The sequence below is a fragment of the Streptomyces sp. NPDC001920 genome (assembly GCF_053594495.1).
The window spans coordinates 319046-339739 of record NZ_JBSFEP010000005.1; the positions used below are offsets into that span (position 1 = coordinate 319046).

At 73.3% G+C, this 20694-nt stretch carries 18 protein-coding genes and 1 pseudogene; 6 read left to right on the forward strand and 13 right to left on the reverse strand.

All coding sequences use genetic code 11. The features are described from left to right. Window positions 1-247 precede the first annotated feature (247 nt). The 11 genes and pseudogenes from ACWCPI_RS11055 to ACWCPI_RS11105 form a co-directional block, all read right to left on the reverse strand. The gene (locus ACWCPI_RS11055) at window positions 248-2008 is read right to left on the reverse strand and encodes an ABC transporter ATP-binding protein (RefSeq protein ID WP_451037835.1); all 1761 of its coding nucleotides are present in this window, start codon (window positions 2006-2008) and stop codon (window positions 248-250) included. Continuing rightward, window positions 2005-3744 (reverse strand): ABC transporter ATP-binding protein/permease, encoded by a 1740-nt coding sequence (locus tag ACWCPI_RS11060; RefSeq protein WP_451037836.1) that lies wholly within the window; start codon window positions 3742-3744, stop codon window positions 2005-2007. Before ACWCPI_RS11060 ends, ACWCPI_RS11055 begins: the two co-directional genes overlap by 4 nt. Next, on the reverse strand, window positions 3741-4958 hold the full coding sequence (locus ACWCPI_RS11065; protein WP_451037837.1) for a SagB/ThcOx family dehydrogenase: 1218 nt from the start codon (window positions 4956-4958) through the stop codon (window positions 3741-3743). Before ACWCPI_RS11065 ends, ACWCPI_RS11060 begins: the two co-directional genes overlap by 4 nt. 9 nt (window positions 4959-4967) lie before the next feature. Continuing rightward, entirely contained in the window at window positions 4968-6347 is a 1380-nt protein-coding gene (locus tag ACWCPI_RS11070) for a YcaO-like family protein (RefSeq protein WP_451037838.1), read from the reverse strand. Beyond that, a complete protein-coding gene (locus ACWCPI_RS11075; protein WP_451037839.1) occupies window positions 6344-7825 on the reverse strand; it encodes a CocE/NonD family hydrolase in 1482 nt (493 codons plus the stop codon). The genes ACWCPI_RS11070 and ACWCPI_RS11075 overlap by 4 nt, the downstream gene beginning before the upstream one ends. Then, the gene (locus tag ACWCPI_RS11080; RefSeq protein ID WP_451037840.1) at window positions 7822-8643 is read right to left on the reverse strand and encodes a hypothetical protein; all 822 of its coding nucleotides are present in this window, start codon (window positions 8641-8643) and stop codon (window positions 7822-7824) included. The genes ACWCPI_RS11075 and ACWCPI_RS11080 overlap by 4 nt, the downstream gene beginning before the upstream one ends. 97 nt (window positions 8644-8740) lie before the next feature. Continuing rightward, complete coding sequence (gene amiA, locus ACWCPI_RS11085; protein ID WP_451037841.1) at window positions 8741-8854, reverse strand: streptamidine family RiPP; 114 nt, start codon at window positions 8852-8854, stop codon at window positions 8741-8743. Between the two features lie 59 nt (window positions 8855-8913). After that, window positions 8914-9733: pseudogene (locus tag ACWCPI_RS11090) on the reverse strand (ABC transporter ATP-binding protein). A 17-nt stretch (window positions 9734-9750) separates the two neighbouring features. After that, entirely contained in the window at window positions 9751-10758 is a 1008-nt protein-coding gene (locus tag ACWCPI_RS11095) for a FecCD family ABC transporter permease (RefSeq protein WP_451037842.1), read from the reverse strand. Beyond that, window positions 10755-11846, reverse strand: coding sequence for a FecCD family ABC transporter permease (locus ACWCPI_RS11100; RefSeq protein ID WP_451037934.1), 1092 nt, complete (start codon window positions 11844-11846; stop codon window positions 10755-10757). Before ACWCPI_RS11100 ends, ACWCPI_RS11095 begins: the two co-directional genes overlap by 4 nt. Window positions 11847-11926: 80 nt before the next feature. Continuing rightward, on the reverse strand, window positions 11927-12772 hold the full coding sequence (locus ACWCPI_RS11105; RefSeq protein ID WP_451037843.1) for an ABC transporter substrate-binding protein: 846 nt from the start codon (window positions 12770-12772) through the stop codon (window positions 11927-11929). Here ACWCPI_RS11105 and ACWCPI_RS11110 point away from each other — a divergent pair. From ACWCPI_RS11110 to ACWCPI_RS11135, 6 genes are all read left to right on the forward strand, one after another. Continuing rightward, on the forward strand, window positions 12756-12959 hold the full coding sequence (locus ACWCPI_RS11110) for a hypothetical protein (RefSeq protein ID WP_451037844.1): 204 nt from the start codon (window positions 12756-12758) through the stop codon (window positions 12957-12959). The genes ACWCPI_RS11105 and ACWCPI_RS11110 overlap by 17 nt on opposite strands. 43 nt (window positions 12960-13002) lie before the next feature. Next, window positions 13003-14202 carry a hypothetical protein gene (locus ACWCPI_RS11115; RefSeq protein ID WP_451037845.1) on the forward strand — a complete coding sequence of 400 codons (1200 nt, stop codon included), beginning with the start codon at window positions 13003-13005 and terminating at the stop codon, window positions 14200-14202. 54 nt (window positions 14203-14256) lie between these two features. Beyond that, window positions 14257-14682, forward strand: a complete 426-nt coding sequence (locus ACWCPI_RS11120) for a Fur family transcriptional regulator (protein WP_451037846.1) — start codon at window positions 14257-14259, stop codon at window positions 14680-14682. Window positions 14683-15127: 445 nt separating this feature from the next. Then, on the forward strand, window positions 15128-16585 hold the full coding sequence (locus ACWCPI_RS11125) for a hypothetical protein (protein WP_451037847.1): 1458 nt from the start codon (window positions 15128-15130) through the stop codon (window positions 16583-16585). A gap of 94 nt (window positions 16586-16679) precedes the next feature. Beyond that, window positions 16680-17102 (forward strand): hypothetical protein, encoded by a 423-nt coding sequence (locus ACWCPI_RS11130; RefSeq protein WP_451037848.1) that lies wholly within the window; start codon window positions 16680-16682, stop codon window positions 17100-17102. A 96-nt stretch (window positions 17103-17198) separates the two neighbouring features. After that, on the forward strand, window positions 17199-17441 hold the full coding sequence (locus ACWCPI_RS11135; protein WP_451037849.1) for a hypothetical protein: 243 nt from the start codon (window positions 17199-17201) through the stop codon (window positions 17439-17441). A 116-nt stretch (window positions 17442-17557) separates the two neighbouring features. Here ACWCPI_RS11135 and pntB read toward each other — a convergent pair whose 3' ends face one another. Together pntB and ACWCPI_RS11145 are read right to left on the reverse strand one after the other, a co-directional pair. Then, window positions 17558-19012 (reverse strand): Re/Si-specific NAD(P)(+) transhydrogenase subunit beta, encoded by a 1455-nt coding sequence (pntB, locus tag ACWCPI_RS11140; RefSeq protein WP_451037850.1) that lies wholly within the window; start codon window positions 19010-19012, stop codon window positions 17558-17560. A gap of 6 nt (window positions 19013-19018) precedes the next feature. Further along, window positions 19019-20599: a Re/Si-specific NAD(P)(+) transhydrogenase subunit alpha gene (locus tag ACWCPI_RS11145; RefSeq protein ID WP_451037851.1), complete on the reverse strand. Its 1581-nt coding sequence runs from the start codon at window positions 20597-20599 to the stop codon at window positions 19019-19021. Window positions 20600-20694: the final 95 nt, after the last annotated feature.

Sequence of the window (20694 nt, forward strand, 5' to 3'; positions counted from 1 at the left end):
CTTCTGCCTTGGGATGCGTTCGCTTGCGGCACGGGTACGTCGACGCACCGTGCGTGATCGGCAGATCACCCGGGCAGTGTCTATTTTACTACGATTTACTCCATTGGCCTCCGTCGGCTTGTGCGGGGCGGGGGCGCCGCGGGACCCGGTCTCCGGTGCACTTCGGGTTGCGTGGTGGAGCGTCAGCCCACCCACCTCTACGGCCGCCCGACCCGCGGCGGACGGCCGTCGCCCGTGGTCGGCGGCGTCAGGACGGGGTGGTGGTGGCCAGTACGCGGTTGAGCGCGCTGTCGGGGCGGGCGGTGAGTTCCTCCCAGGTGCCCTCCTCCGCGATACGGCCGGCGTCGAGGACGGCGATGCGGTCGGCGCGGCGCATGGTGGCGGGGCGGTGGGCGATCACGATCGTGGTGCGGTGTCCCTTGCCGAGGGCGGTGGCCAGTTCGGCGTCTCCGGCGTTGTCCAGGTGAGCGGTGGTCTCGTCCAGTACGAGGACCTCGGGATCCGCCAACAGGGCACGGGCCAGAGCGATACGGGCCCGCTGGCCGCCGGACAGGGTGGCGCCGCGTTCCCCGACGCGGGTGTCCATGGGGGCGATCCGGTCGACGCCGCACAGCCGGGCCGTCGCGGCCAGGAGGTGTTCGTCCGCGTCCGGTGCGCCGAGGCGCAGGTTCTCCGCGAGCGTGCCGTGGAAGAGGGGGGTGTCCTGCCCCACCACGGCGACGGCGGCGCGGAGTCGGGCGTCGGCCAGGTCGCGCAGATCGACCGGGTCGCCGCCCTCGGGCAACAGGTGGATCGCTCCCGTGGACGGGTCCCAGAAGCGGGCCAGGAGGTGGGCGCAGGTCGACTTGCCGGCCCCCGAGGCGCCGGTCAGGGCCAGGGTCTGCCCCGCTGGAACCGTCAGATCGACTCCGTCCAGCACGGGCCGGCCTCCGTAGTCGAAGCTCACCCCCTGCAGTCGCACCCCCAGCGGGCCCGGCGGGAGCCGGCGGGGAGAGGCGGGCGGCGGGGCGAGTACGGGCGCGTTCAGGGCGGCGTCCACGCGGGTTGCCGCGGCACGCAGCCCCACGGCCTGGCTCAGTGCCCGAGCCGACTCGGCGACCGGGCCCAGCACCGACAGGGCGAGCGTCATCGCCGCCGGAGCCCAAGGGCCGTGCAGCCGCCCGGAGGTCACCGACTGCGCCGCCGCGGCCACCACCCCGAGGACCGCGAGCACGATGAGCGCGTCACGGACGGCGGCGGCCATGGCCTCCCACACTGCCTCGGCGCGCTGAGCATCGCCGACCTTCCGGCCCTGGGCGGCGAGTTGACGGCGTCGCTCGGTGAGTCCGCCGAAGGAGAGCAGCTCGCGCAGGCCGTCGACGGTTTCCACGGTGTCGGCCGACAGCTTCGCGGCGGCCGTCCGGGTGCGGGCCCCCCGCACCGAGCGGCCCGACGCGTCGGCGAAGGGCGCCACGGCGAGCAGCGCGGCGACCGGCAGCACCGCCGACAACAGCCACGGCTCCACCATGGCCAGTGCCGTGGCACCCCCGGTGAACACCACGCCGGAGGCGAGGAGTTGGGCGGTGGTGTGGGCGTAGAAGAACTCCAGTGCCTCCACGTCGGCCATCGCGGTGGCTGCCAGGTCTCCGCTGCGCCGGCCGGCCACGCGCGCGGGTGCGCTGCGGGCGAGCCCGTCGAATATCCGCACGCGCAGCTCGGCCAGCACCCGGTAGGCCAGGTCGTGCGAGAGGTCCATCTCCCGCCAGGTCGTCAGGGCCCGTACCACGACGAGCAGAACGAGGGCGGTGACCGTACCGGCCGAGGGGGCACGGTCCTCGATGACGGCCGTGCCGACGGTGTGCGCGGCCAGCGTCGACAGCGCGACGAGGGAGCCCTGTTCGAGGAGGGCGGCGGCACAGGTGCGGGCCATCATGGCCCGGTGCCCGGCGAGGGCCGGCAGCAGGGCGCGCAGTGCGCCGCGCGCGGGCACGATGGCTACGGCGGTGCCGTCGGGGGTGGTGCTGCTCATGCGGCGAGCCCTTCCTCGTGAGTGCGGCCGGCCGCGACGAGTTCGGCGTAGAGGCCCCCCGCTGCGACGAGGGCGGTGTGCGAGCCGATGGCGTCCACGCGTCCGCCGTCGAGCACCACGATCCGGTCGGCGTGCCGTACGGCGGCCAGCCGGTGGGCGACCACCACGACGGTACGGCCGCCCGCGGCGTCGAGCAGCTCGCGCACGATGTCCGCCTCGCGTCGTTCGTCGACCGCGCTGGTGGCCTCGTCGAGGACGAGTACGGGCGCGTCCGCCAGCAGGGCGCGGGCCAGGGCCAGTCGCTGGCGCTGGCCGCCGGACAGGGTGGCGCCGCGTTCACCGAGGACGGTGTCGTAGCCGTCCGGGAGGGCGGCGATCTCGTCGTGGATGCCGGCCGTGCGCGCAGCCCGCACGAGCTCGTCGTCCGTGGCGGCCGGCCGTGCGAGGCGCAGGTTGTCGGCGATGGTGGCGTGGAAGAGGTACGTCTGCTGGGAGACGACGGCGATGCCCTGCCGCAGTGAGTCGAGCGTGTACTCGGACACGCCGCGACCGCCGATGCCGATCCGGCCCCGCTGCGGGTCGCGGTGGCGCTGCAGCAGGGCGAGCAGCGTGGACTTGCCCGCTCCCGACGGGCCGACGATCGCCGTGGTGCGCCCCGCCTCGGCGGTGAAGGTGACATCGCGCAGGGCGGGGGCGTCGGTCCCGTCGTAGCGGAACTCGACGTTGTCGAAGCGTAGTTGGGGCGGGGTCGGCCAGTGTGCCCGCAGCGTTCCGGTGTCCGGGACCGGGGGTTCGGCGGTGCGCAGTGCCGCGAGCCCGTCCGCGGCCGACACACCGAGGTACCCGGCGTGCCACTCGCGTGACAGGTCGCGGACGGGTCGGAAGCACTCGGACGCGAGGAGCAGCACCAGGTAGGTGCCCATCGCCGCGGTGGCTCCGGTGACGGCCGACCAGCAGGCGAGCAGTGCCGCGGCGACGACACCGCCCTGGATGGCCAGATCGGTCAGGCCGGTGTCGACCAGTGACACACGGAACTTGGCGACGGTCGCCCGGTGCAGCGCCGCCGAACGCTCCTGGAGCCGCTGCCGGGTGCGCCCGACGGCGCCCGCGGCCCGCAGCGCCGGCATGCCCTGCAGCGCCTCCAGATAGTCGGCACCCAGCCCCTCGTAGGTGTCCCAGTGTTCCTTGCCGCGCTTGGCGAGGGCCCGGTCCCAGGCGCGCGGCCCGGCCAGGGCGAGCAGCAGGGCGGGGACGAGGCCCAGGAGCGCGCGCGGTTCGACGACGGTCATGACGGCGAGCAGCAGGGGCGGCACGGTGAGGGTGATCAGGAGCTGGGGCAGGTAGCGGGAGACGTAGGCGTCGACACCCTCCACTGCGTCGACGAGCGTGGTGCGGACGGCTCCGGCGCGGGCGGTGGTGAGATGCGCGGGCCCGAGCCGTCCGAGGTGGGTGAGGAGTTCGTCCCTCAGACGCACCCTCACCTCCGCTCCGGCCCGGGTGGCGGTACGCCGCTGCGCGCTGCCGAGAACGGCCCGGGCGGCGACGACGCCGAGCACGGCCCCGAGGAGCAGGGGGAGCCGGGCCGTGGCACCCCGGGCCAGGTCGGCGAGGGCGAGGGCGAGGAGCACGGTCTGGGCGAGATGCGTGAGGGTGACGGCCCCCTGCAGGAGGGTGGCCGCGAGCAGCGGGCGCCGGGCGTGCCGCGCGGCGCGGCGGAGCTCGGGGTGGACGATCACGAGGTCTTCTCCTCGGGGTGGGTGGTGCCGAGGGCCAGGCCATGGACGATCCAGTCCTCGCCCGGCGCGGCACCGAGCGCGGCGCCGAGGTCGGCCTGTTGCCAGGAACCGACGGGACGGGCTGTCAGGCCGTGCCGTACGGCGGCCAGATGGGCGAGGTGGACGGCGAACCCGGCGCGCAGGTGTGTCCGCCGGATCCGGGGGGCGTCTGCGTCCGTCGGGCAGCCGTAGCCGAGCAGGACGGCACCGGTCTCCGCGATCCACGCCTGTCCCGCCGCCCAGGCGGCGAGCGTCGGCCGCGCCTCCCCCGCGGCGAGGCGCCGCAGCCTGCCGTCCGGGGTCGGCGCGACGAGCTGTGGCCGCGGTCCGCCGACGGCCGCGCACCAGGAGAGTTCACCGGCGCTGGCCTCCACGGCGGTGGCGAGCACCGTCGTGAGAGCGTCTGTGGGAGGCAGGCCCCGCAGCGGAGGCGGGGCACTGCGGCGGGCCAGCAGCTCGTGGGGCGCGGGACGGAACCCGGCCGGGGACGGGTCGGGCCGAGACACGGTGGCCGGGGACGGCACGGCCCGAGACGCGGCGGCCGCGCACGATACGGACCGAGACGCCACAGCCGAGTCGGATACGGCCGCGGACGCGCCCCTTCTCGGTGGCCGGTCCGGGACAGCGTGCTCGGGCGGGCCGAACCGCACCACGGCCAAGGGCGCTTCGGTGAGCCCGTCCAGGTGCGGGACGGCTTCCGCGACCCCGAGGGCGCGACCGGCGAGCAACAGCGCCGCCGCCGCGTGCCCGGTGTCCAGCAGCGTCAGCGGCCAGGCGCGGTGGCCGTAGTGGGAGACCGTGCGGCGCGCGGTGACGGACAGTTCCACGCTCGCTCCGGGCGGCGTGTCGTCGGGTGCCGGCCCCAGCCGGTGTACGCGATGGGCCAGCGGGTCGTAGCCGTAGCGCCCTGGCGGCACAGCGCAGTCGGCGCCCACGACGAGCTGGGCGTCCACCGGGTGCAGCGCACCCGCCGAGGGCGCGGGCCGAAGCCGCCCGGCAGTGTCCGATGCCGCCAGCGACAGCCGGAGCAGCTCACTCAGGTCCAGCTGCCCGGCACCGGCTTCCGGCAACGGGCCCGCCGGTCCCGGCCATGCGCGGACGGCGGGACCGGCGGGTGTGTCCGGGCCGGGCCGCTCCGGGGAACGGGCGCGCGCGAGGGCGCCGGCGAGATCCACGGGCCGGCCTCACATGTGCGGCGGAGGAGCGAGCGTGAAGTCCTCCGGCCCGGACGGCGCGGTCGTACGCCACCCCCGTTCGACCGCCGCCTCGCCGAGACGCGGGCAGCCGAAGTACCCGAAGGCGGCGGGGGCGTTGGGCAGGAGACCGGAGACGAGCACCCGGGCGACGCGCAGCGGGGTCTCGGCCACGTCCTCGGTGGTGACGTCGAAGGTCATGACGCGGTGGCCGCCGTCCTGGAGCGCACGGCGGAGCCGGTCCGGGCTGCCGGGCTCCACCGCGTCGATGGACACCACCCCGTGCGCGGGCTCGGTGAACCGCCGCGCCTGGGCCGCCATCCGCTCGTCCAGCCACACCTGCACATGCGCGCCCAGGTCCCTGACGTGCGCGAAGTGTTCGCCGCAGGAGTCGAGGTAGCGGCCGTCCTCGCGGTGGTCCAGATAGAGGCCGCGGGCGAGGAGCCCGGCCTCGACAGCCTGGAAGACCCAGCCGCCGGGGTCGGTGAGGCCCTGGGTGAACACCCAGGTGTGGACGGCCTCCAGGACGGCCTTGCGGGCGGCCTCGGCCGGGTCGTACTTGCAGGCGAACCCGGCGGCGTGGATGCCGAGCCGGGGATCGTGGACGAGTGCGGCGACGCACGGCGCGAACTCCGAGGGCATCGCGACGAGCCATACCTCGAGCCCGGATCCGGCGAGGTCGTCGGTGAGTCCGGGCACACCGGCCGGGTCGATGCCGTGGGTCGGGCCGTCGAGGTGCCACCACAGCTCCAGCGCGTCCCGTTCGACGATCTCCAGCAGGCCGCGCTCGACGGCGTCGTCGAACCCCTGCCCGGTGGCGATGCCCGCGTAGTTGAGGTGGTGGGTACGGGGCAGTGAACGCAGCTCCCCCTGGCGCCAGTTGAGGTGGGTGAGGGCCACCGGCGCCCAGACCTCGGCGGTCTCCCCGCCGGGCAGGCGTTCTCGGCCGCGCGTCCACAGGGACGGGGTGTCGGGGGTGAGCGGGCGGTAGGGGAACTTCTCACGGCCGTACTGCCAGTCTGCGTAGGCGGGCAGTTCGTCCGGCCCGTACAGCCGCAGGCCCTTGTCGGCCAGTTCGGCGGCGGTGGCGCGCAGCGGTGCGTCGGGGTGACCGGGCGGCGGTACGCGGTTGCCGCAGTACCGTTCGACGCCCTCGGCTATGGCGGCGATCCGGGCGCCCTCGGGATCACCGAAGGTGGTGCCGAGCGAGACCCGGTCGGCGGGCCACAGCCCGAGCTCGCGCGCGTCGGCGATCTCGGCGGTGAGCGCGGTGTAGCGGGGCGGGGCCCCGACGGGGTGCTCGACGGGCTCGACCTTGCGGACGATGCCGCAGACGGGGTCGACGAGAGCTTCCAACGGCAGTGCCGTCATCGCAGTATCTCCTCTGCGGGGTCGATGGGGACGGGACGGGCACGGAGCGCGGACAGCCGCAGCTCCACCCGTCCGGGGTCGACGGCCCGCCGGGAGGCGAGCAACCGGGTGGCGGTGACGGGGTCCTCGCCGGTGTGCGGATTGCGGGCGTGGGCCGGGAAGTGGTGCCCGGCGATCTCGACGCGGAGCCGCGTGCCCGCCGTCAGCCGCCGTGCGATCCCGCCGAGCGCCACGCCGAACTCCGCGGCCCGGCCGGGAGGGTCGGCACGCCGTACGGCGCCGACGGCCAGCCGCTCGGCCCCGCCCTCCGGGGTGAGCGCGACGAGTCTGGCGAACCAGTCCGCGGCGGGCGTGTCGGCGGTGGCCCGCAGCCGTACCTCGGCGGGGCCGACGAGGTCCAGCGGACGCGGCAGCGGCGCGGAGACGAGCAGGCAGCGGTCGGGCGTGCTCTCGGTGGGGACGCGCAACCCGTCGGAGGCGAGGGGGCGTTCGGGGTCGGCTGTGAAGGAGGCACCGTGGACCGTGCGCAGGTGCGGACGGCAGGGCTCGCCCTCGACGCCGGCGGGAATCCATACAGGGCTGCCGCCGAGCCCGACCGCACCGCGGCGCCCGTGCCCGAGTCCGCCGGCGAGGGCGAGGCGGGCCCAGCGGGCGTAGAGGTCGCCGAGGCTCACCCGGTGCGCCGGCGTGGCGTCGGGACCGGGCGCGGCGACGAGGCCGTGGCCCCAGGGACCGGTCAGCAGGCGTGCCGAGGGCCCGCCCCAGCGGTTCCACAGCGTGACGGTGTCCTCGGCGAAGTGGTCGTGGTGACCGCCGACCGCGAGCAGCGGTACGCGGGCGTCCGATGCCAGGGAGGCGAACCGGTCCCGCTGGTGATGGCGCCACAGGCCCGGCCAGGAAGGGAGGTCGCGGCCGAGGCGCGCGGGCAGGTCCGTCACCGGCAGGTGGGTGAGCAGTCCCGGGTCCGCGGCGAGGGCCTTCACCAGGGCCTCCTCGTCGCAGTCGGGTCGGTCGCCGTGGGCCGCCCACCACCCGGCACGGGCCGCCAGCCGCTCCACGCCCGAGGGTTCACGTGCCGTCTCGGCGATGCCCAGGGCCGGTACGGCCGCGATGACGGCGTCGGGGCGGGCGTCCTCGGGGGTGCCGAGCGCCAGCGCGAGCGCGCAGTGCGCCGCGTAGGACGCGCCGGCCGCGACCAACCGCCCGTCGCTCCAGGGCTGCCGGCGGATCCAGCGGGCGGTCGCCGCTCCGTCGGGGGCCTCGTTCTCGTACGGGTGCCACTGCCCCGCCGAGGCGTGTCGGCCGCGCACGTCCTGGGCCAGTGCGGCGAACCCGCGCCGGGCCCAGCCGCGCAGTTCGGCGCGGTGCCGTCGCCGGTCGTAGGGCGTGCGGACGAGTACGGCCGGGAAGGGGCCGTCTGCGTCCGGGAGGTGGACGTCGGTGGCAAGGCCGTCCACGGTCGCGGTGAGCAGGCTCATCCGGCTTTCCCGGGCATGGCCGCGACGTCGGGGACGGGCAGGACGGGGTGGTCGGTGACCGTGAGCGTGCGCAGGTCGATCCTGCGGAGCCGGCGCCTGGCGGGCAGTGAGCCGTGGCCGGGGGTGTCGGTGGCCCACCGGGTGAGGTCGTCGGCGAGCAGGGCGGCGAGCAGTCCCGCCGCGGCGGCCGTGAGACGCACGGCTTCGCCGGACGTACGAGGGCCGGTCCAGTAGGCGTCCAGCTCGCGGTGGGCGCGGGTGGCGGCCCGTCTGCGTGCCCGTACGTGGGCCGAGGTGACGTCTCCTGCGGCGGCCGCGAGGGGTTCGACGTACGCCTGCCAGCCCTCGCGGTGACAGCGCAGCCAGGCGACACCGCGCTCGGGCAGCCGGTCGGCCGCGTCCCACAGCCCTTCGGGCACGGGCCCGTCGAGGCACCACACCACGGCGGCGGGCCGGCCGTCCGCCGCTTCCTCGGGGGCCGTCGGCCGGGGCTCGGCGCCCTCGGCCCGCAGGTACGCGGCCAAGGGCCCGGTGACCGCGGGCTCGCCGACGAGCCGGACGTCCCGGCGCTCGGCCGGCCAGGTCGTGGGCCGTACGCCGTCGGTCAGGTATCCGGCGTCTTCGAAGGCCCCGACGATACGGGCGAGTTCGGCGTCGGGCTCGTCGCTCGCCGTGCCGGCGAGCCGGTCGAGCAGCGCGTCCTGGTGTGCCTCACCCGTCCGCACGCTGAGGAACTCCCCGTCGGCCGTACGGACGGCGAGACCGCGTCCGGGCACGGTGACGACCTCGACCCCGGGTGCGAGCTGGCTGCGGGACACGTCGATTCTCCTGTCAGGAAGGGCCGTGGGGAGGTGGGGGTGGGCCCGCCCCGGGCAGTACCGGGTGGGCCCACCGTCAAGAGCACTCAGCCCTTGTTCACTCCTCGGTGTCGTCGAAGGGGTTCTCCACGAGCGCGTTGGAGTGGGTGGCCGAGGCGTGGGCCAGCTGGCCCGGGTCGGCGATCGGTGCGAAGACCTGCTCGTTCTCCATGAACTCTCCTTGTTTCTCAGGGGAGATGCGGCGTTCGGACGAGCGCCGCAGAAGAGAACCTAATGAATATGATTATCATTTACTAGTCCGGAGAGGGTGATCCGGGTAACACACCGGCCAGCCACCCTCAGGATCCTCGCCGACCCGGCCCGCCACCTTGAGGACGTCCGCGAGCAGCCCGGGGGTGACGACCTCCTTCGGAGCCCCGTCGGCCACCACACGGCCGTCCCGCAGCGCGACGATCCGCTCGGCGAACCGGGCGGCGTGCGCCAGGTCGTGCAGCACCATCACCACCGTGAGGCCCCGTTCCGCGCGCAGCCGCACCACCGTCTGCAGCACATCCAGCTGGTGGTGCAGGTCGAGGTACGTGGTCGGCTCGTCGAGCAGCAGGATGCGGGTGTCCTGGGCCAAAGCCATGGCGAGCCGCACCCGCTGCCGCTCGCCTCCGGACAGCGCGTCGACGTCGCGCTCGGCCCAGCCCTCCACCCCGACGTCGCGCAGGGCACGCCGCGTCACGGGGTCGTCCCCCTCACGCAGCATGCCGAGCGGGCCGCGGGCCGCGTAGCGACCCTGCCGGACCAGCTGACGTACGGTCATGCCCGGGACGGCCGGCGCCGACTGGTGCAGCAACGCCACCCGCCGGGCGGTGGCGCGCCGGGACAGCCGGGCGGCATCGTCCCCGCCGAGCAGCACACGCCCCTCGTCCGGTCGCAGCAGCCCGGCGGACAGCCGCAGCAGGGTCGACTTGCCACAGCCGTTGAGCCCTATGAGGGCGGTCAGTTCACCCGGTTCGACGCTCATGTCGACGCCACGCAGCACGGGTCGGCCCGGATAGCCGAAGCGGACCCCCTCCACGCGGATCCCCACGGACTCGGTCATGCTTTCCTCCGTCGACTTCAGAACGTACGGTCCGGCGCGCGACGCACCACGACCAGCAGCAGCGCGGCCCCGAGGCAGGTGGTGAGCGCCCCGACCGGCAAGGTGAGCCGGCCGAAGTCCAACGCGACGGCAAGCAGCCTCGACAGCAGCTGCGCCGCCGCGTCCGCCCCGCACACCACGGCCGCGCCCACCAGAGCGGCACCGGGCAGCGAGACCCTCAGGTCCGCTCCGAACAGGGCCACGGCGACATGCGGAACGAGCAGTCCCACGAACCCCAGCGCACCGACGGCGGCCACCGCACCGGCCGTCAGGGCCACCGCGCACAGCAGGGCGAGGCTGCGGGCACGTGGTGTCGACAGCCCCGCCGCGGTGGCGAGTTCGTCCCCGCAGCGCAAGAGGGTCAGCGGCCCGGCGAGCAGCCACGCCACGGCACCCCAGGCCAGCGCCCACGGCCACAGCAGGTGCCAGTGCTGCCACACCCGGCCCTCCGTCGTGCCGACGAGCCACTGGACGACGCTGCCCAGCTCCCCCGGCGCGACCAGCAGGACCATGGCGGTCAACCCGCCCAGCACCGCCGACACCAGGACCCCGTGCAGGGCGGTCTGCGCCGGGTCGCCCCGGCCCCGCCCGGCGAGCAGCCACAACAGCGCGGCCCCCGTGCACCCGCCGACACATGCGGCGACGACCACGGCGAGGGGTGATTCCCACCCGGCGAGGCCGAGTCCGGTGGCGGTGACGGCCCCGAGCACCGCGCCCGGCGTCACACCCGTGACCTCCGGTCCGGCCAGGGGATTGCGCAGTGCGGACTGCAGCACCAGGCCCGCGACACCGAGGCAGGCACCGGCGCCGAGGGCCACCAGCACTCTGGGCAGCCTGAGTTGGAACATGATGTGCTGTTGCGTCGCGTCGCCGCCTCCGCCGAGGACGTCCAGGACCGCGGCCGGGGACATGCCCCGTCCGGCGACCAGCTCGGCACCCGCGCATACGGCGACGAGGGCGACCAGCGCCCGGATGCGTCGGCTCATCGGGCTTCCCCCGCCCCAGGCACCCCGTCGAACCGGGCCCCTGGCTGTCGTCGTCCTCGGCCGTCCCCGCACTCTTGCGGGAAAGACCCGTTGCCGTGCGGCTGGGCGGTTGCCGAGGCGCTCCGCGCTACGCGTTGCCGGCCGGCCGGCCTCCGGTGGCCCGACCGAAGAAGGGCGACGCCGACCGGTACGCCGAGCAGAGCCGTCCAGGCGCCGACCGGTGTCTCGACGGGCGCCAGGGCCAGTCGCGCCGGGACGTCGGCGACGGCCACCACGACCGCCCCCCAGGCCGCCGACCAGGGCAGCCAACGCACCGCGTCCGCAGCCGGATCGAACCGCCGTGCCAGGTGGGGCGCGAGGAACCCCACCCACGCCACCGGCCCGCACACCGCCGTCACGGGTGCGATCAGCACCACGGCGATGGCCAGCGCGGCCAGCCGGGCCCGCTGGGCGCGCACACCCAGCGCCTCGGCGTCCTCGTCCCCCAGCCGCAGCACCGAGAGCACCGGCGCGCACAGCACGAGAGCGGGGACCGCGACGAGCAGCCAGGGCCACAGTCCGGTGACGTCGTCCCAGGTACGGGCGGACAGCGAGCCGAGCAGGAACCGGTAGATCAGCTGGAGGTCGAGCTGGTCGGCCATCACCATGAGCACGAGCAGCGCGGCCTGCAACGCGGCGGCGACCGCCGCTCCGGTGAGCAGTACGGCCGACGGGCTGCGTCCCATCCCGGCCGCGAGCAGCGTGAGTCCGCCGCCCACCACCGCCCCGCCGATCGCCAGCATCGGCTGGACGACGGCGGGGACGGACACCGCGAGCACCAACGGCGCGGAGACCCCGAACGCGGCTCCCGACGAGACCCCCAGCATCTCCGGGATGGCCAGGGGGTTGCGCAGCGCCTCCTGCAACACCAGTCCCGCGGCGCCCAGGCAGGCACCGGCCACCAGGGCCAGCACCAGCCGGGGTACCCGGAGTTCGGTGACGACGATCCCGGCCAGGGTGGCATCGGCGTCCCGGAAGGCACCGGGCAGCTGGTGCGGCGGCACGAGAGGCGTGCCCAGACTGAGCGCACATCCGGAAGAAGCCGCCAACAGCACCGACACCACCACGAGTTGCCATGTCCGTACGGACAGCACGGCCCCCCGCCGTGCCCCTGCCGCAGGAGGTGCGCTCACCGCAGCGCGGCCGTGGCCTCGTCGAGCACGATGCCCAGCGAGCGGGTGCCACGCCCCTTGGCCCACACCTCGGAGTTCACCTCGTGGACATCGCCGTTCCGCACGGCCGGGATCTTCCCCCACAGCGGGTTCTCGGCCAGCTTCTGCGACAGCTTGCCGTCCGCATCGCCGAAGCTGATCGTCTCGGAGAAGATCACGTCGACGTCGGCCGCGAGGATCTCCTCAAGGCTGTAACTGCCCTCCACGCCACGCGACTTCCAGGGGTACTCGGCGAGCTTGGGGAAGAGGCTGGCCGCCACGTCCGTCTCGGGGGTGGCGACACCGAAGTTCTCGTCGCTGCCGTAGATGACCAGGGCGGTCTTGTCGCTCCTGGCCCGCTCGGCTTCGGCGAGCTTGGTCCGGAAGGTCTTCTCCGCCTTCTCGCCCTCGGCGGTACGGCCGGTCAGCGCGGCGGTGTCGCGCAGGTACCCCACACTGTCCTGCCATGTCTCCGGCTGCATGGGCCAGAAGGTGGTCGCGCCCTTCAGCGCCGGGGCGAGCTTGCCGTGCGTGTCCTGCAGGCCGATCACCAGATCGGGCTTGTGGGAGAGGATCGCCTCCACCTCGGGGGCGATGAAACCGCCGGGGACGATGTCGACTTCCTTGGCCTTCGCCGCGCCCAGGAAGCGGGGGTGGGCGAGCAGCGCGCTGTTCGTGGCCGTCGGGACGATGCCGAGCTCGGTCAGGATGTCGTCGCAGAGCGCGAAGAGGCAGACGACACGCTCGGGCTTCTTCTGCAACGAGATCTTGACCCCGTTGGCGTCCGTCAATTGCAGGGTGGCCTTGATGTTCTCGACGGTCACGTCGGTCCTGGGCCCGGCCGCGGCGGCACTCGGCTCGCTCGCCGACTCGGTGGACGCGCCGCATCCGACCAGTACCGATCCCACTACCGCTGCGGCGACGCAGCTACGAACGAATCTCGACGGTGAGCGCAGCATCGATGCCCTCGCTTCTTCCTTGATGTTCCCCGGACCCAGCGAACATACATGATAATCATTTTCACTCTGATCCCTTTTCGACGATGGAGGCACCGATGACCGCCGGCCCACTGCTGCTCGTCTCCGACCACATGGAGGGGTGTCTGCTTGTCCTGACCGTGCCGGACGGCACGGAGACCGCTCGCCTGACAGGACGTCACATCTCCGAGCACGCGGGCTTCCTGGCACTGCCCGGCGGACGGGTGGCATGCGTCGACGACCGCAGGGGCGAACTGCTGGTGCTCGACCCGTTCGGCCCGGAGCTGGTCGAGAAGTCCGTTGCGGTGGCCGTGCCGGCCGAGCATCTCGCCGTGGACCCGTCCGGCCGGTGGGCGGCCGTCACCACGGGCCTGGGCAAGAACAGCGAGCCTTGGTCGGATCTGCTGACGGTGGTCGACCTCGCCACGGGAGACGCGGCCCGCGTACGCACGCGCGCGGGCGAGCCGGGAGTGACCGTACTCGGCGACGGGGAGCCTCTCCTCGTCCTGCGGCACAGGGAGCCCGGCGCCCTGGCCGTCCACCGGTTCGCCGACCTGCTCGCCGCGCCGCCCGGCTGCCCCGCCGTGTCCGCCCACACGCACCTCGCACTGCCCGACGACGGACACGGAGACGCACAGGACCCGGACCGCGGCCTGGTGTTCGCGGCCACCGGCGAGGGGGTGCACCGGGCGCGCCGCAAAGGCGACGCTCTGGTCGCGGAGCCGGTGATCCCGTGGGGGTCGCTCGCCCGAGGCTGGTATCTGCGGCTCGACCCGCGGCGACCCGCACTGTGGTCGACCCTGCGGGGCGGCCCGGCGGATCCCCTGCGATGGCCGGAGTGGACCAACCAGGCATGGCACCACGACCTGGACACCGACCGTACGACCCTGACGGACCTCGGCCCCGGGCTGGTCTTCCGGCTGGCCTTCGCCGAGAACCACACCGCCTTCACCCGCATCCATCCGGACGGCGACGAACTGATCCTGCTGGACACCGACACCGGGACCGCGCACCGCGCTCCCCTCCCGGCGATGCAGGGCGCGCCCCGCCGCGGCGGCACCCCCTGGGAGGGCGTCCAACGCCGTGCGGTGGCGGCATCACCGGGCGCCCACTGGGTTGCCGTCACCCGCGGCGGCCACGGCGAGGTGCACCTCTTCGATACCCGAACGGGCAGCGAGGCGGCCCGGTGGCAGCTGGACACGCCCTTGCATCACGGCGGCCACACGATGATGCGCACCCGGACCGACAGGGCCGAAGCCGACCCCGTGGGCCGGTAGCCACGGCGCACTCGGCGATCCAACCGGCCGGCAGGACGATGGGAGTGACGTGGGGTGAGCCCCCGCAGCACGCGACAGCGGGCGGCCGTGGCCGCAGGACTGACCCGCTGCCAGGACTTCGTGTCCGCACAGGAGTTGCACCTGCTGCTGACAGCGGACGGGACGCGGATCGGCCTGACCACGGTGTACCGGGCGCTGCGCGAACTGGAGACGTCGGGCGGGGTGGACGTCGTGCGCGACGACTCCGGGGAGCGGCTGTACCGGCGGCGGCCCCCCGAAGGCCACCGCCACTACCTCATCTGCCGCCTCTGCGGCCACAGCCGGCCGGTGAACGCCGAGGCCGTCGAGCGATGGGCCGGACGGATCGCGGCGGATTCCGGGTTCGCGGAGGTCAGGCACACCGTGGAACTCACGGGCGTGTGCACCGAGTGCGGACCCTCGACGGACGACGGCGACGACGCGGGAGAAGGCGCACGGTAGCCCGTCGGCGGGCGCGCGGAGACACCGTCGCGCCCCGATATCTCCGGCCCACCATCCGATGCCTCAGCGAGCGGCGTGACGCCCGGCGGTACACGTGGCGAGGTCCGCGTCCGTGCCGGGGCGGACCACCCGGCAAGGAGCGCCGACCTCCACGGTCATCGGGGGGCTGCTGCGGCTCACGACACGGCCGGCGCCGATGACCGACCCGTGTCCGATACGGACGCCGGGGGCCGCGAGACCGGGACGAGGGCCGCCGGTGCGGGCAGACCCCGAGCCGGCGCCGAAAATCGCACCGAATCGCGTACAACCGCCGACCCACCTCGAGGGTCTGGCATATGCCAGACCCTCGAGGTCTGGCATATGCCAGCGCCGCGTCCGCGGACCATGGCACCCCAATGGCCCGGGACACCGCGCGGTGTCCCCCGCATGCTCGGGAGAACGCCGCATGCCCACACGTGTACGCATCGTCATGGCCACGGCCGTGGCGGTCGCGCTGACCGGCCCTCTGCTGGCGGTCGGTGCCGGAACCGCCGTCGCCGCCGGCTCCGGCCTGCAGGGCGACTTCAACGGCGACGGCTACCGTGACGTCGCCGTCTCGGCTCCGCTCGCCACGGTCGGCGGCAAGTCCCGGGCCGGCCAGATCGCCGTCATGTACGGCTCGGCGAACGGCCTCAAGGCCACCAACCGGACCCTCGTCAGCCAGAACTCCACCGGTGTCCCGGGCGGCGCCGAGACGGACGACATGTTCGGCGCCACCACAGCGGCCGGAGACCTCAACGGCGACGGGTACGCCGACCTCGCCGTGGGCACCCCCGGCGAGGACGTCGGCAGCGACACCGACGGCGGCGCCGTCACCATCGTCTGGGGCTCCGCCACCGGCCTGGCGGGCGGCACCACCGTCGCCGACCCGAACGCCTCGGGCCAGGACAGGTTCGGCCAGTCCCTGGCAACGGGCGACTTCGACCCCGACGGCAAGACGGACCTGGCGGCGGGCGGCACGTCCGACAAGGTCTGGATCTTCAGGGGCGCCTTCACCAAAGCCGGCGGCAACGGCGGTACCTACTACGCCGTGCCGAACATCGTCAAGGCGAGCAACGCCGGTGCCCTGCAGCTGACCACCGGCGACTTCAACGGAGGAGGCGGCGACGACCTGATCGTGGGCGGCTTCGACGCCGACACCGGGTACAGGACCAACGTCCTCATCTACGCCTCGCCCACCGGCACCAGGCTGGAGGACGGCTCCCAGGACGACCTGGCGGCGGGCTTGATCACCGGCACCGGGGACCTCAACGGCGACGGCATGGACGACGTGGTCATGGGCGCACCCTGGGACGACGGCATCCCCGGTGCCGTCAAGGGCGGCAAGATCAGCGTCATGTACGGCAACACCTACCGCTCCTACCAGACGCACGTCATCGGCCAGGACTCCGCTGGCGTCCCCAGCGTCGCCGAGACCGGCGACCGCTTCGGCCTTGAGGTGGCCGTAGGCGACATCGACGGCGACGGCTACGCGGACGTCGCCGTCGGAGCGCCCGGCGAGAACCTCACCACCACGGCCACCTCGGTGATCGACACCGGGGCGGTCACCGTCCTGTACGGATCCGCCGCCGGCGTCACCGCCACCGGCAGCCAGTACCTGCACCAGGACACCGCCGGCGTGCCCGGCGGCAACGAGAAGTCCGACCAGTTCGGCGGCGAGGTCTTCCTCACCGACGTCAACGGCGACGGGAAGGCCGACCTGACCGTCGGCGCCAACGGCGAGAACGACTGGAACGGTACCGTTGTCGGTCTGCTCTCCGACGGCACCGCGATCGGCACCGCGGGAGCGGTCTCCTTCGGCCCGTCCACCGTCGGCATCTCCACCAGCGGATACCCGGAGTTCGGCAGCATCATGACCGGCTGACCCCTGTGCGGTCGCCCTCCGTCCGCACGCGATGGTGGGTCCCGAGACACATGTCCGGGGCCCGCCGGCCCACGAAGAAGGAGCAGTTCCCGCCATGCGGTACGCACGATCAGCCAAAGGCGCCCTGACCGTCGCCTCCGCCACCGCGGCCTGCCACGCCCTGATGTCCACCGGCTACGCGTGGGCCCGCGACCGCGAGGCCGCGAGCGGGGACGCGGTGCTCTCCGGTGCCTTCGAGTTCCTGCTCGCCACCGCCGCTTCCTGGGTTCTCATGCCCGTTCTGCTGTGGGGCGGCATGCGCGTGATGCGGGAGAACGGCAACGCGCTGCTCGTACTCGTCGGCGGGCTGGTCTGGGCCGGCCTCTCCGGCTACTTCATCGACGCCGTCGACCGCGCGGGCGGCCACATCCCGGTCCCGGCCCTCGCCGCGTACGTCCTCCTCGGTACGGGGCTGGCGGCGGTGGGCGGCCACACCACACGACCGCGCCTGCCGAGAACCGACGAACCACAGTGTTAATTTCATCGGACTGGTCGCATCGCCCGATACGTGGCGAACCGGACTGACGAAACCAGACCGGCGCACCAGACTTCGAACGGAATGAGGTGCTCGCAGATGCTGGTCCGTGCGTACGTGCTGTTCGAGGTGGAGCCGGCCGGCGAAGGCTCCGCACTCGACCGTCTGACGCACCACAGCCTCGGTGGCTGCAAGGTGCTGGCGACCGAGATCATGCCGAACGAGATCGTCGCCCATCTGGAGGCCGAGGGACTCGACAGCTTCAACGCGGCGTTGGCCGAGCTGCTGGGCGTCGGCGGGGTCAGGCGAGCCACGACCCTCAGACTCTCCACGACCGCATGACGTCCATGGGGGCGACGTTCGACGCGTGGTGGTGACAGCGGCGGTACGCCGCTCGCCGGCATGAGGCTGACCCCTTGTGACCGCGAGCGGCGTACCTGCGGACGGCGGGAGACCGGTCAGCGGGTGGTGCCGGCCATCTCCGGCTCCGGTGTGTCGAGGGCGTCGAGACCGCGCAGGATGTCCTCCACCCGCTGTCTGGCGTCGCCGAAGAGCATCTGGGTGTTCTCCCGGAAGAAGAGCGGGTTCTGCACGCCCGCGTACCCGGTGGCCATGGAGCGCTTGAAGACCACGACGTGGGCCGCCTCCCACACGTGCAGCACCGGCATCCCGGCGATCGGACTGTCCGGGTCCTCGGCGGCGGCCGGGTTGACGGTGTCGTTGGCTCCGATGACCAGGACGACCGAGGTGGCCGCGAAGTCGTCGTTGATCTCGTCCATCTCCAGGACGATGTCGTACGGCACATTGGCCTCGGCGAGCAGCACGTTCATGTGACCGGGCAGCCGACCGGCGACCGGATGGATGCCGAAGCGCACCTCGACGCCTCGTTCGCGCAGCTTGCGCGCCAACTCCGCGACGGGGTACTGGGCTTGGGCGACGGCCATGCCGTAACCCGGGGTGATGATCACCGAGGACGCGTCGCGCAGCAGTTCCGCGGAGTCCTCCGCGTTGATCTCCCGGTGCTCCCCCCGCTCGCCGTCGTCGTCACCCGTCGCCGTCGGGGCGCCGAATCCGCCCGCGATCACCGAGAGGAACGAGCGGTTCATCGCCTTGCACATGATGTACGACAGGTAGGCGCCTGAAGAGCCGACCAGCGCGCCGGTGACGATCAGCAGGTCGTTGGCGAGCAGGAAGCCCGAGGCCGCCGCGGCCCAGCCGGAGTAGCTGTTGAGCATCGAGACGACCACGGGCATGTCACCGCCGCCGATGGAGGCGACCAGATGCGCGCCCAGGGCGAGCGCGACCACGGTGACCGCGATGAGCAGTCCCATGTGGGGGCGCGCGACGAACGCCACGGTGAGCACGGCGAAGGCGGCGAGCGCGCCGAGGTTCAGGACGTGCCTGCCGGGGAGCATGAGCGGGCGGGACTTGATCCGCGCCGACAGCTTCAGGTAGGCGACGACGGATCCGGTGAAGGTCACGGCACCGATGAACACGTCGATGAAGACCTCGGCGTGGTGGATGCGCAGCAGCGAGCCGGTGAGTTCCTCACCGGCGTGACCACCGGCGTCCACGTCGAGGTAGCCGTTCCAGCCGACGAACGCGGCGGCGAGGCCGACGAGGCTGTGCATGATGGCGATCAGTTCCGGCATGCCCGTCATCTCGACGACCCGGGCGCGCCACAGTCCGATGCCCGCGCCGGAGACCGTGGCGAGGGCGATCAGCACGAGACCGGTGGTGGTGAGGGACCGCGAGGCGAGACCGATGGTGGCGGCGGTCGCGACGACCATCCCCGCGATGCCCCAGACGACGCCCGAACGGGAGGTCCGGTGCTGGGAGAGTCCGGCGAGGCTGAGGATGAACAGCAGTGCGGCGACGACGTAGGCGGCCTGTGCGGCCGTGTAGGTGGTCATCCCTGATCAGCCTTTCGAGAACATGGCGAGCATGCGGCGGGTGACGGCGAATCCTCCGAAGACGTTGATGCTCGCCAGCAGGATCGCGGCGAACGACAGCATGGTGACCCAGGTGTTTCCGTGCCCGATCTGCAGCAGCGCGCCCACCACGACGATCCCGGAGATCGCGTTGGTGACCGACATCAGCGGGGTGTGCAGCGCGTGGTGCACCTGGCCGATGACGTAGAAGCCGATGACGATCGCGAGGACGAAGACCGTGAAGTGGGTGATCAGCCGGGGCGGCGAGAAGGCGGTCACCAGGAAGAGCGCGAGCGCTCCGGCGCCGACGAGGGCGTACCCCGACCGCGGTGAGCGCCCTGGCTTCGCGGTGACGCCGGGCACTCCCTCGGATTCCGGGCCGTGCGTCGGGATGGGAGCGGGCGTGGCGGACACCTGTACGGGTGGTGGTGGCCAGGTCTTCTCACCGTCACGTACCACGGTCATCGACCGCTGCACCACGTCGTCGAAGTCGAGGACGAGCCGTCCGTCCTTGCCGGGGGTGAGCAGTTTCATCAGGTTGACGAGGTTGGTGCCGTACAGCTGCGACGCCTGGGCCGGGAGCCTGCCGGGCAGATCGGTGTAACCGATGATCGTGACGTCGTTGTCGGTGACGACCGCCTTCCCGGCGACCGTCCCCTCGACGTTGCCGCCCTGCGCCGCGGCCATGTCGACGATCACGCTGCCCGGCTTCATACGCGCCACGTCCTCGGCGGTGATCAGCCGCGGCGCGGGCCGGCCGGGGATGAGCGCGGTGGTGATGATGATGTCCACGTCGGCGGCCTGCTCGGCATACATCCGCGCGGCGAGCCGGTTGTAGTCGTCCGAGGTGGCCTTGGCGTAACCGTCGGCGCTCGTCTCCTGGCCGGCTCGTTCGGGCCGTACCTCCAGGAACTCCCCGCCCAGCGAGCGCACCTGCTCGGCGACCTCGGGCCGCGGGTCGGTGGCGCGGACCACGGCGCCGAGGCTGCGTGCCGCGCCGATCGCCGCGAGCCCGGCCACACCGGCCCCGGCCACCAGCACCTTGGCCGGCGGCACCTTGCCCGCGGCGGTCACCTGGCCGGTGAAGAAACGGCCGAAGGAGTGCGCCGCCTCGACCACGGCCCGGTATCCGGCGATGTTCGCCATCGAGCTGAGGACGTCCAGGGACTGGGCGCGCGAGATGCGGGGGACGGCGTCCATGGCGAGCACGGTGACCGGCCGCCGCGCCAGCTCCTCGACCAGTTCCGGGTTGAGGGCCGGGCCGATGAGCGCGATCAGCGTCGCTCCGTCCCGCAGCCGGCCGATCTCCTCGCTCGACGGACCGTTGACCTTCAGCATGATGTCGGCCCGCCACGGGTCGCCGAGACGGGCGCCCGCCTCCTCGTACGCCGCGTCGGAGAAGCGGGACAACTCCCCCGCCCCCGGCTCGACGACCACGTCGTACCCGAGGGCGACGAGTCTGGCCACGGTGGACGGTGTCGCCGCCACTCTGGTCTCGCCCGCGGTGGACTCGGCGGGTACGCCGATCCGCTGCGCTTCCTGCTCCGGTTCCCGTTCCGATGGGACCATCGTCTTCCTCTCTGATCGAGTGCCCTCCGCCGAAGGTCTGCCCTCAGTCGGCGGTCGGGAAGCGAGCCGGCTCCCCCGTGCGGCGGGCCGAGCCG

What these genes read in the sequence shown, in the direction of transcription:
- ACWCPI_RS11055 (WP_451037835.1), bottom strand. Translation starts at nt 2,008, where the DNA reads ATGAGCAGCACCACCCCCGACGGCACCGCCGTAGCCATCGTGCCCGCG.
- ACWCPI_RS11070 (WP_451037838.1), bottom strand. Translation starts at nt 6,347, where the DNA reads ATGACGGCACTGCCGTTGGAAGCTCTCGTCGACCCCGTCTGCGGCATC.
- ACWCPI_RS11075 (WP_451037839.1), bottom strand. Translation starts at nt 7,825, where the DNA reads ATGAGCCTGCTCACCGCGACCGTGGACGGCCTTGCCACCGACGTCCAC.
- amiA (WP_451037841.1), bottom strand. Translation starts at nt 8,854, where the DNA reads ATGGAGAACGAGCAGGTCTTCGCACCGATCGCCGACCCGGGCCAGCTG.
- ACWCPI_RS11095 (WP_451037842.1), bottom strand. Translation starts at nt 10,758, where the DNA reads ATGAGCCGACGCATCCGGGCGCTGGTCGCCCTCGTCGCCGTATGCGCG.
- ACWCPI_RS11110 (WP_451037844.1), top strand. Translation starts at nt 12,756, where the DNA reads ATGTTCTCGACGGTCACGTCGGTCCTGGGCCCGGCCGCGGCGGCACTC.
- ACWCPI_RS11115 (WP_451037845.1), top strand. Translation starts at nt 13,003, where the DNA reads ATGACCGCCGGCCCACTGCTGCTCGTCTCCGACCACATGGAGGGGTGT.
- ACWCPI_RS11125 (WP_451037847.1), top strand. Translation starts at nt 15,128, where the DNA reads ATGCCCACACGTGTACGCATCGTCATGGCCACGGCCGTGGCGGTCGCG.
- ACWCPI_RS11130 (WP_451037848.1), top strand. Translation starts at nt 16,680, where the DNA reads ATGCGGTACGCACGATCAGCCAAAGGCGCCCTGACCGTCGCCTCCGCC.
- ACWCPI_RS11135 (WP_451037849.1), top strand. Translation starts at nt 17,199, where the DNA reads ATGCTGGTCCGTGCGTACGTGCTGTTCGAGGTGGAGCCGGCCGGCGAA.
- pntB (WP_451037850.1), bottom strand. Translation starts at nt 19,012, where the DNA reads ATGACCACCTACACGGCCGCACAGGCCGCCTACGTCGTCGCCGCACTG.
- ACWCPI_RS11145 (WP_451037851.1), bottom strand. Translation starts at nt 20,599, where the DNA reads ATGGTCCCATCGGAACGGGAACCGGAGCAGGAAGCGCAGCGGATCGGC.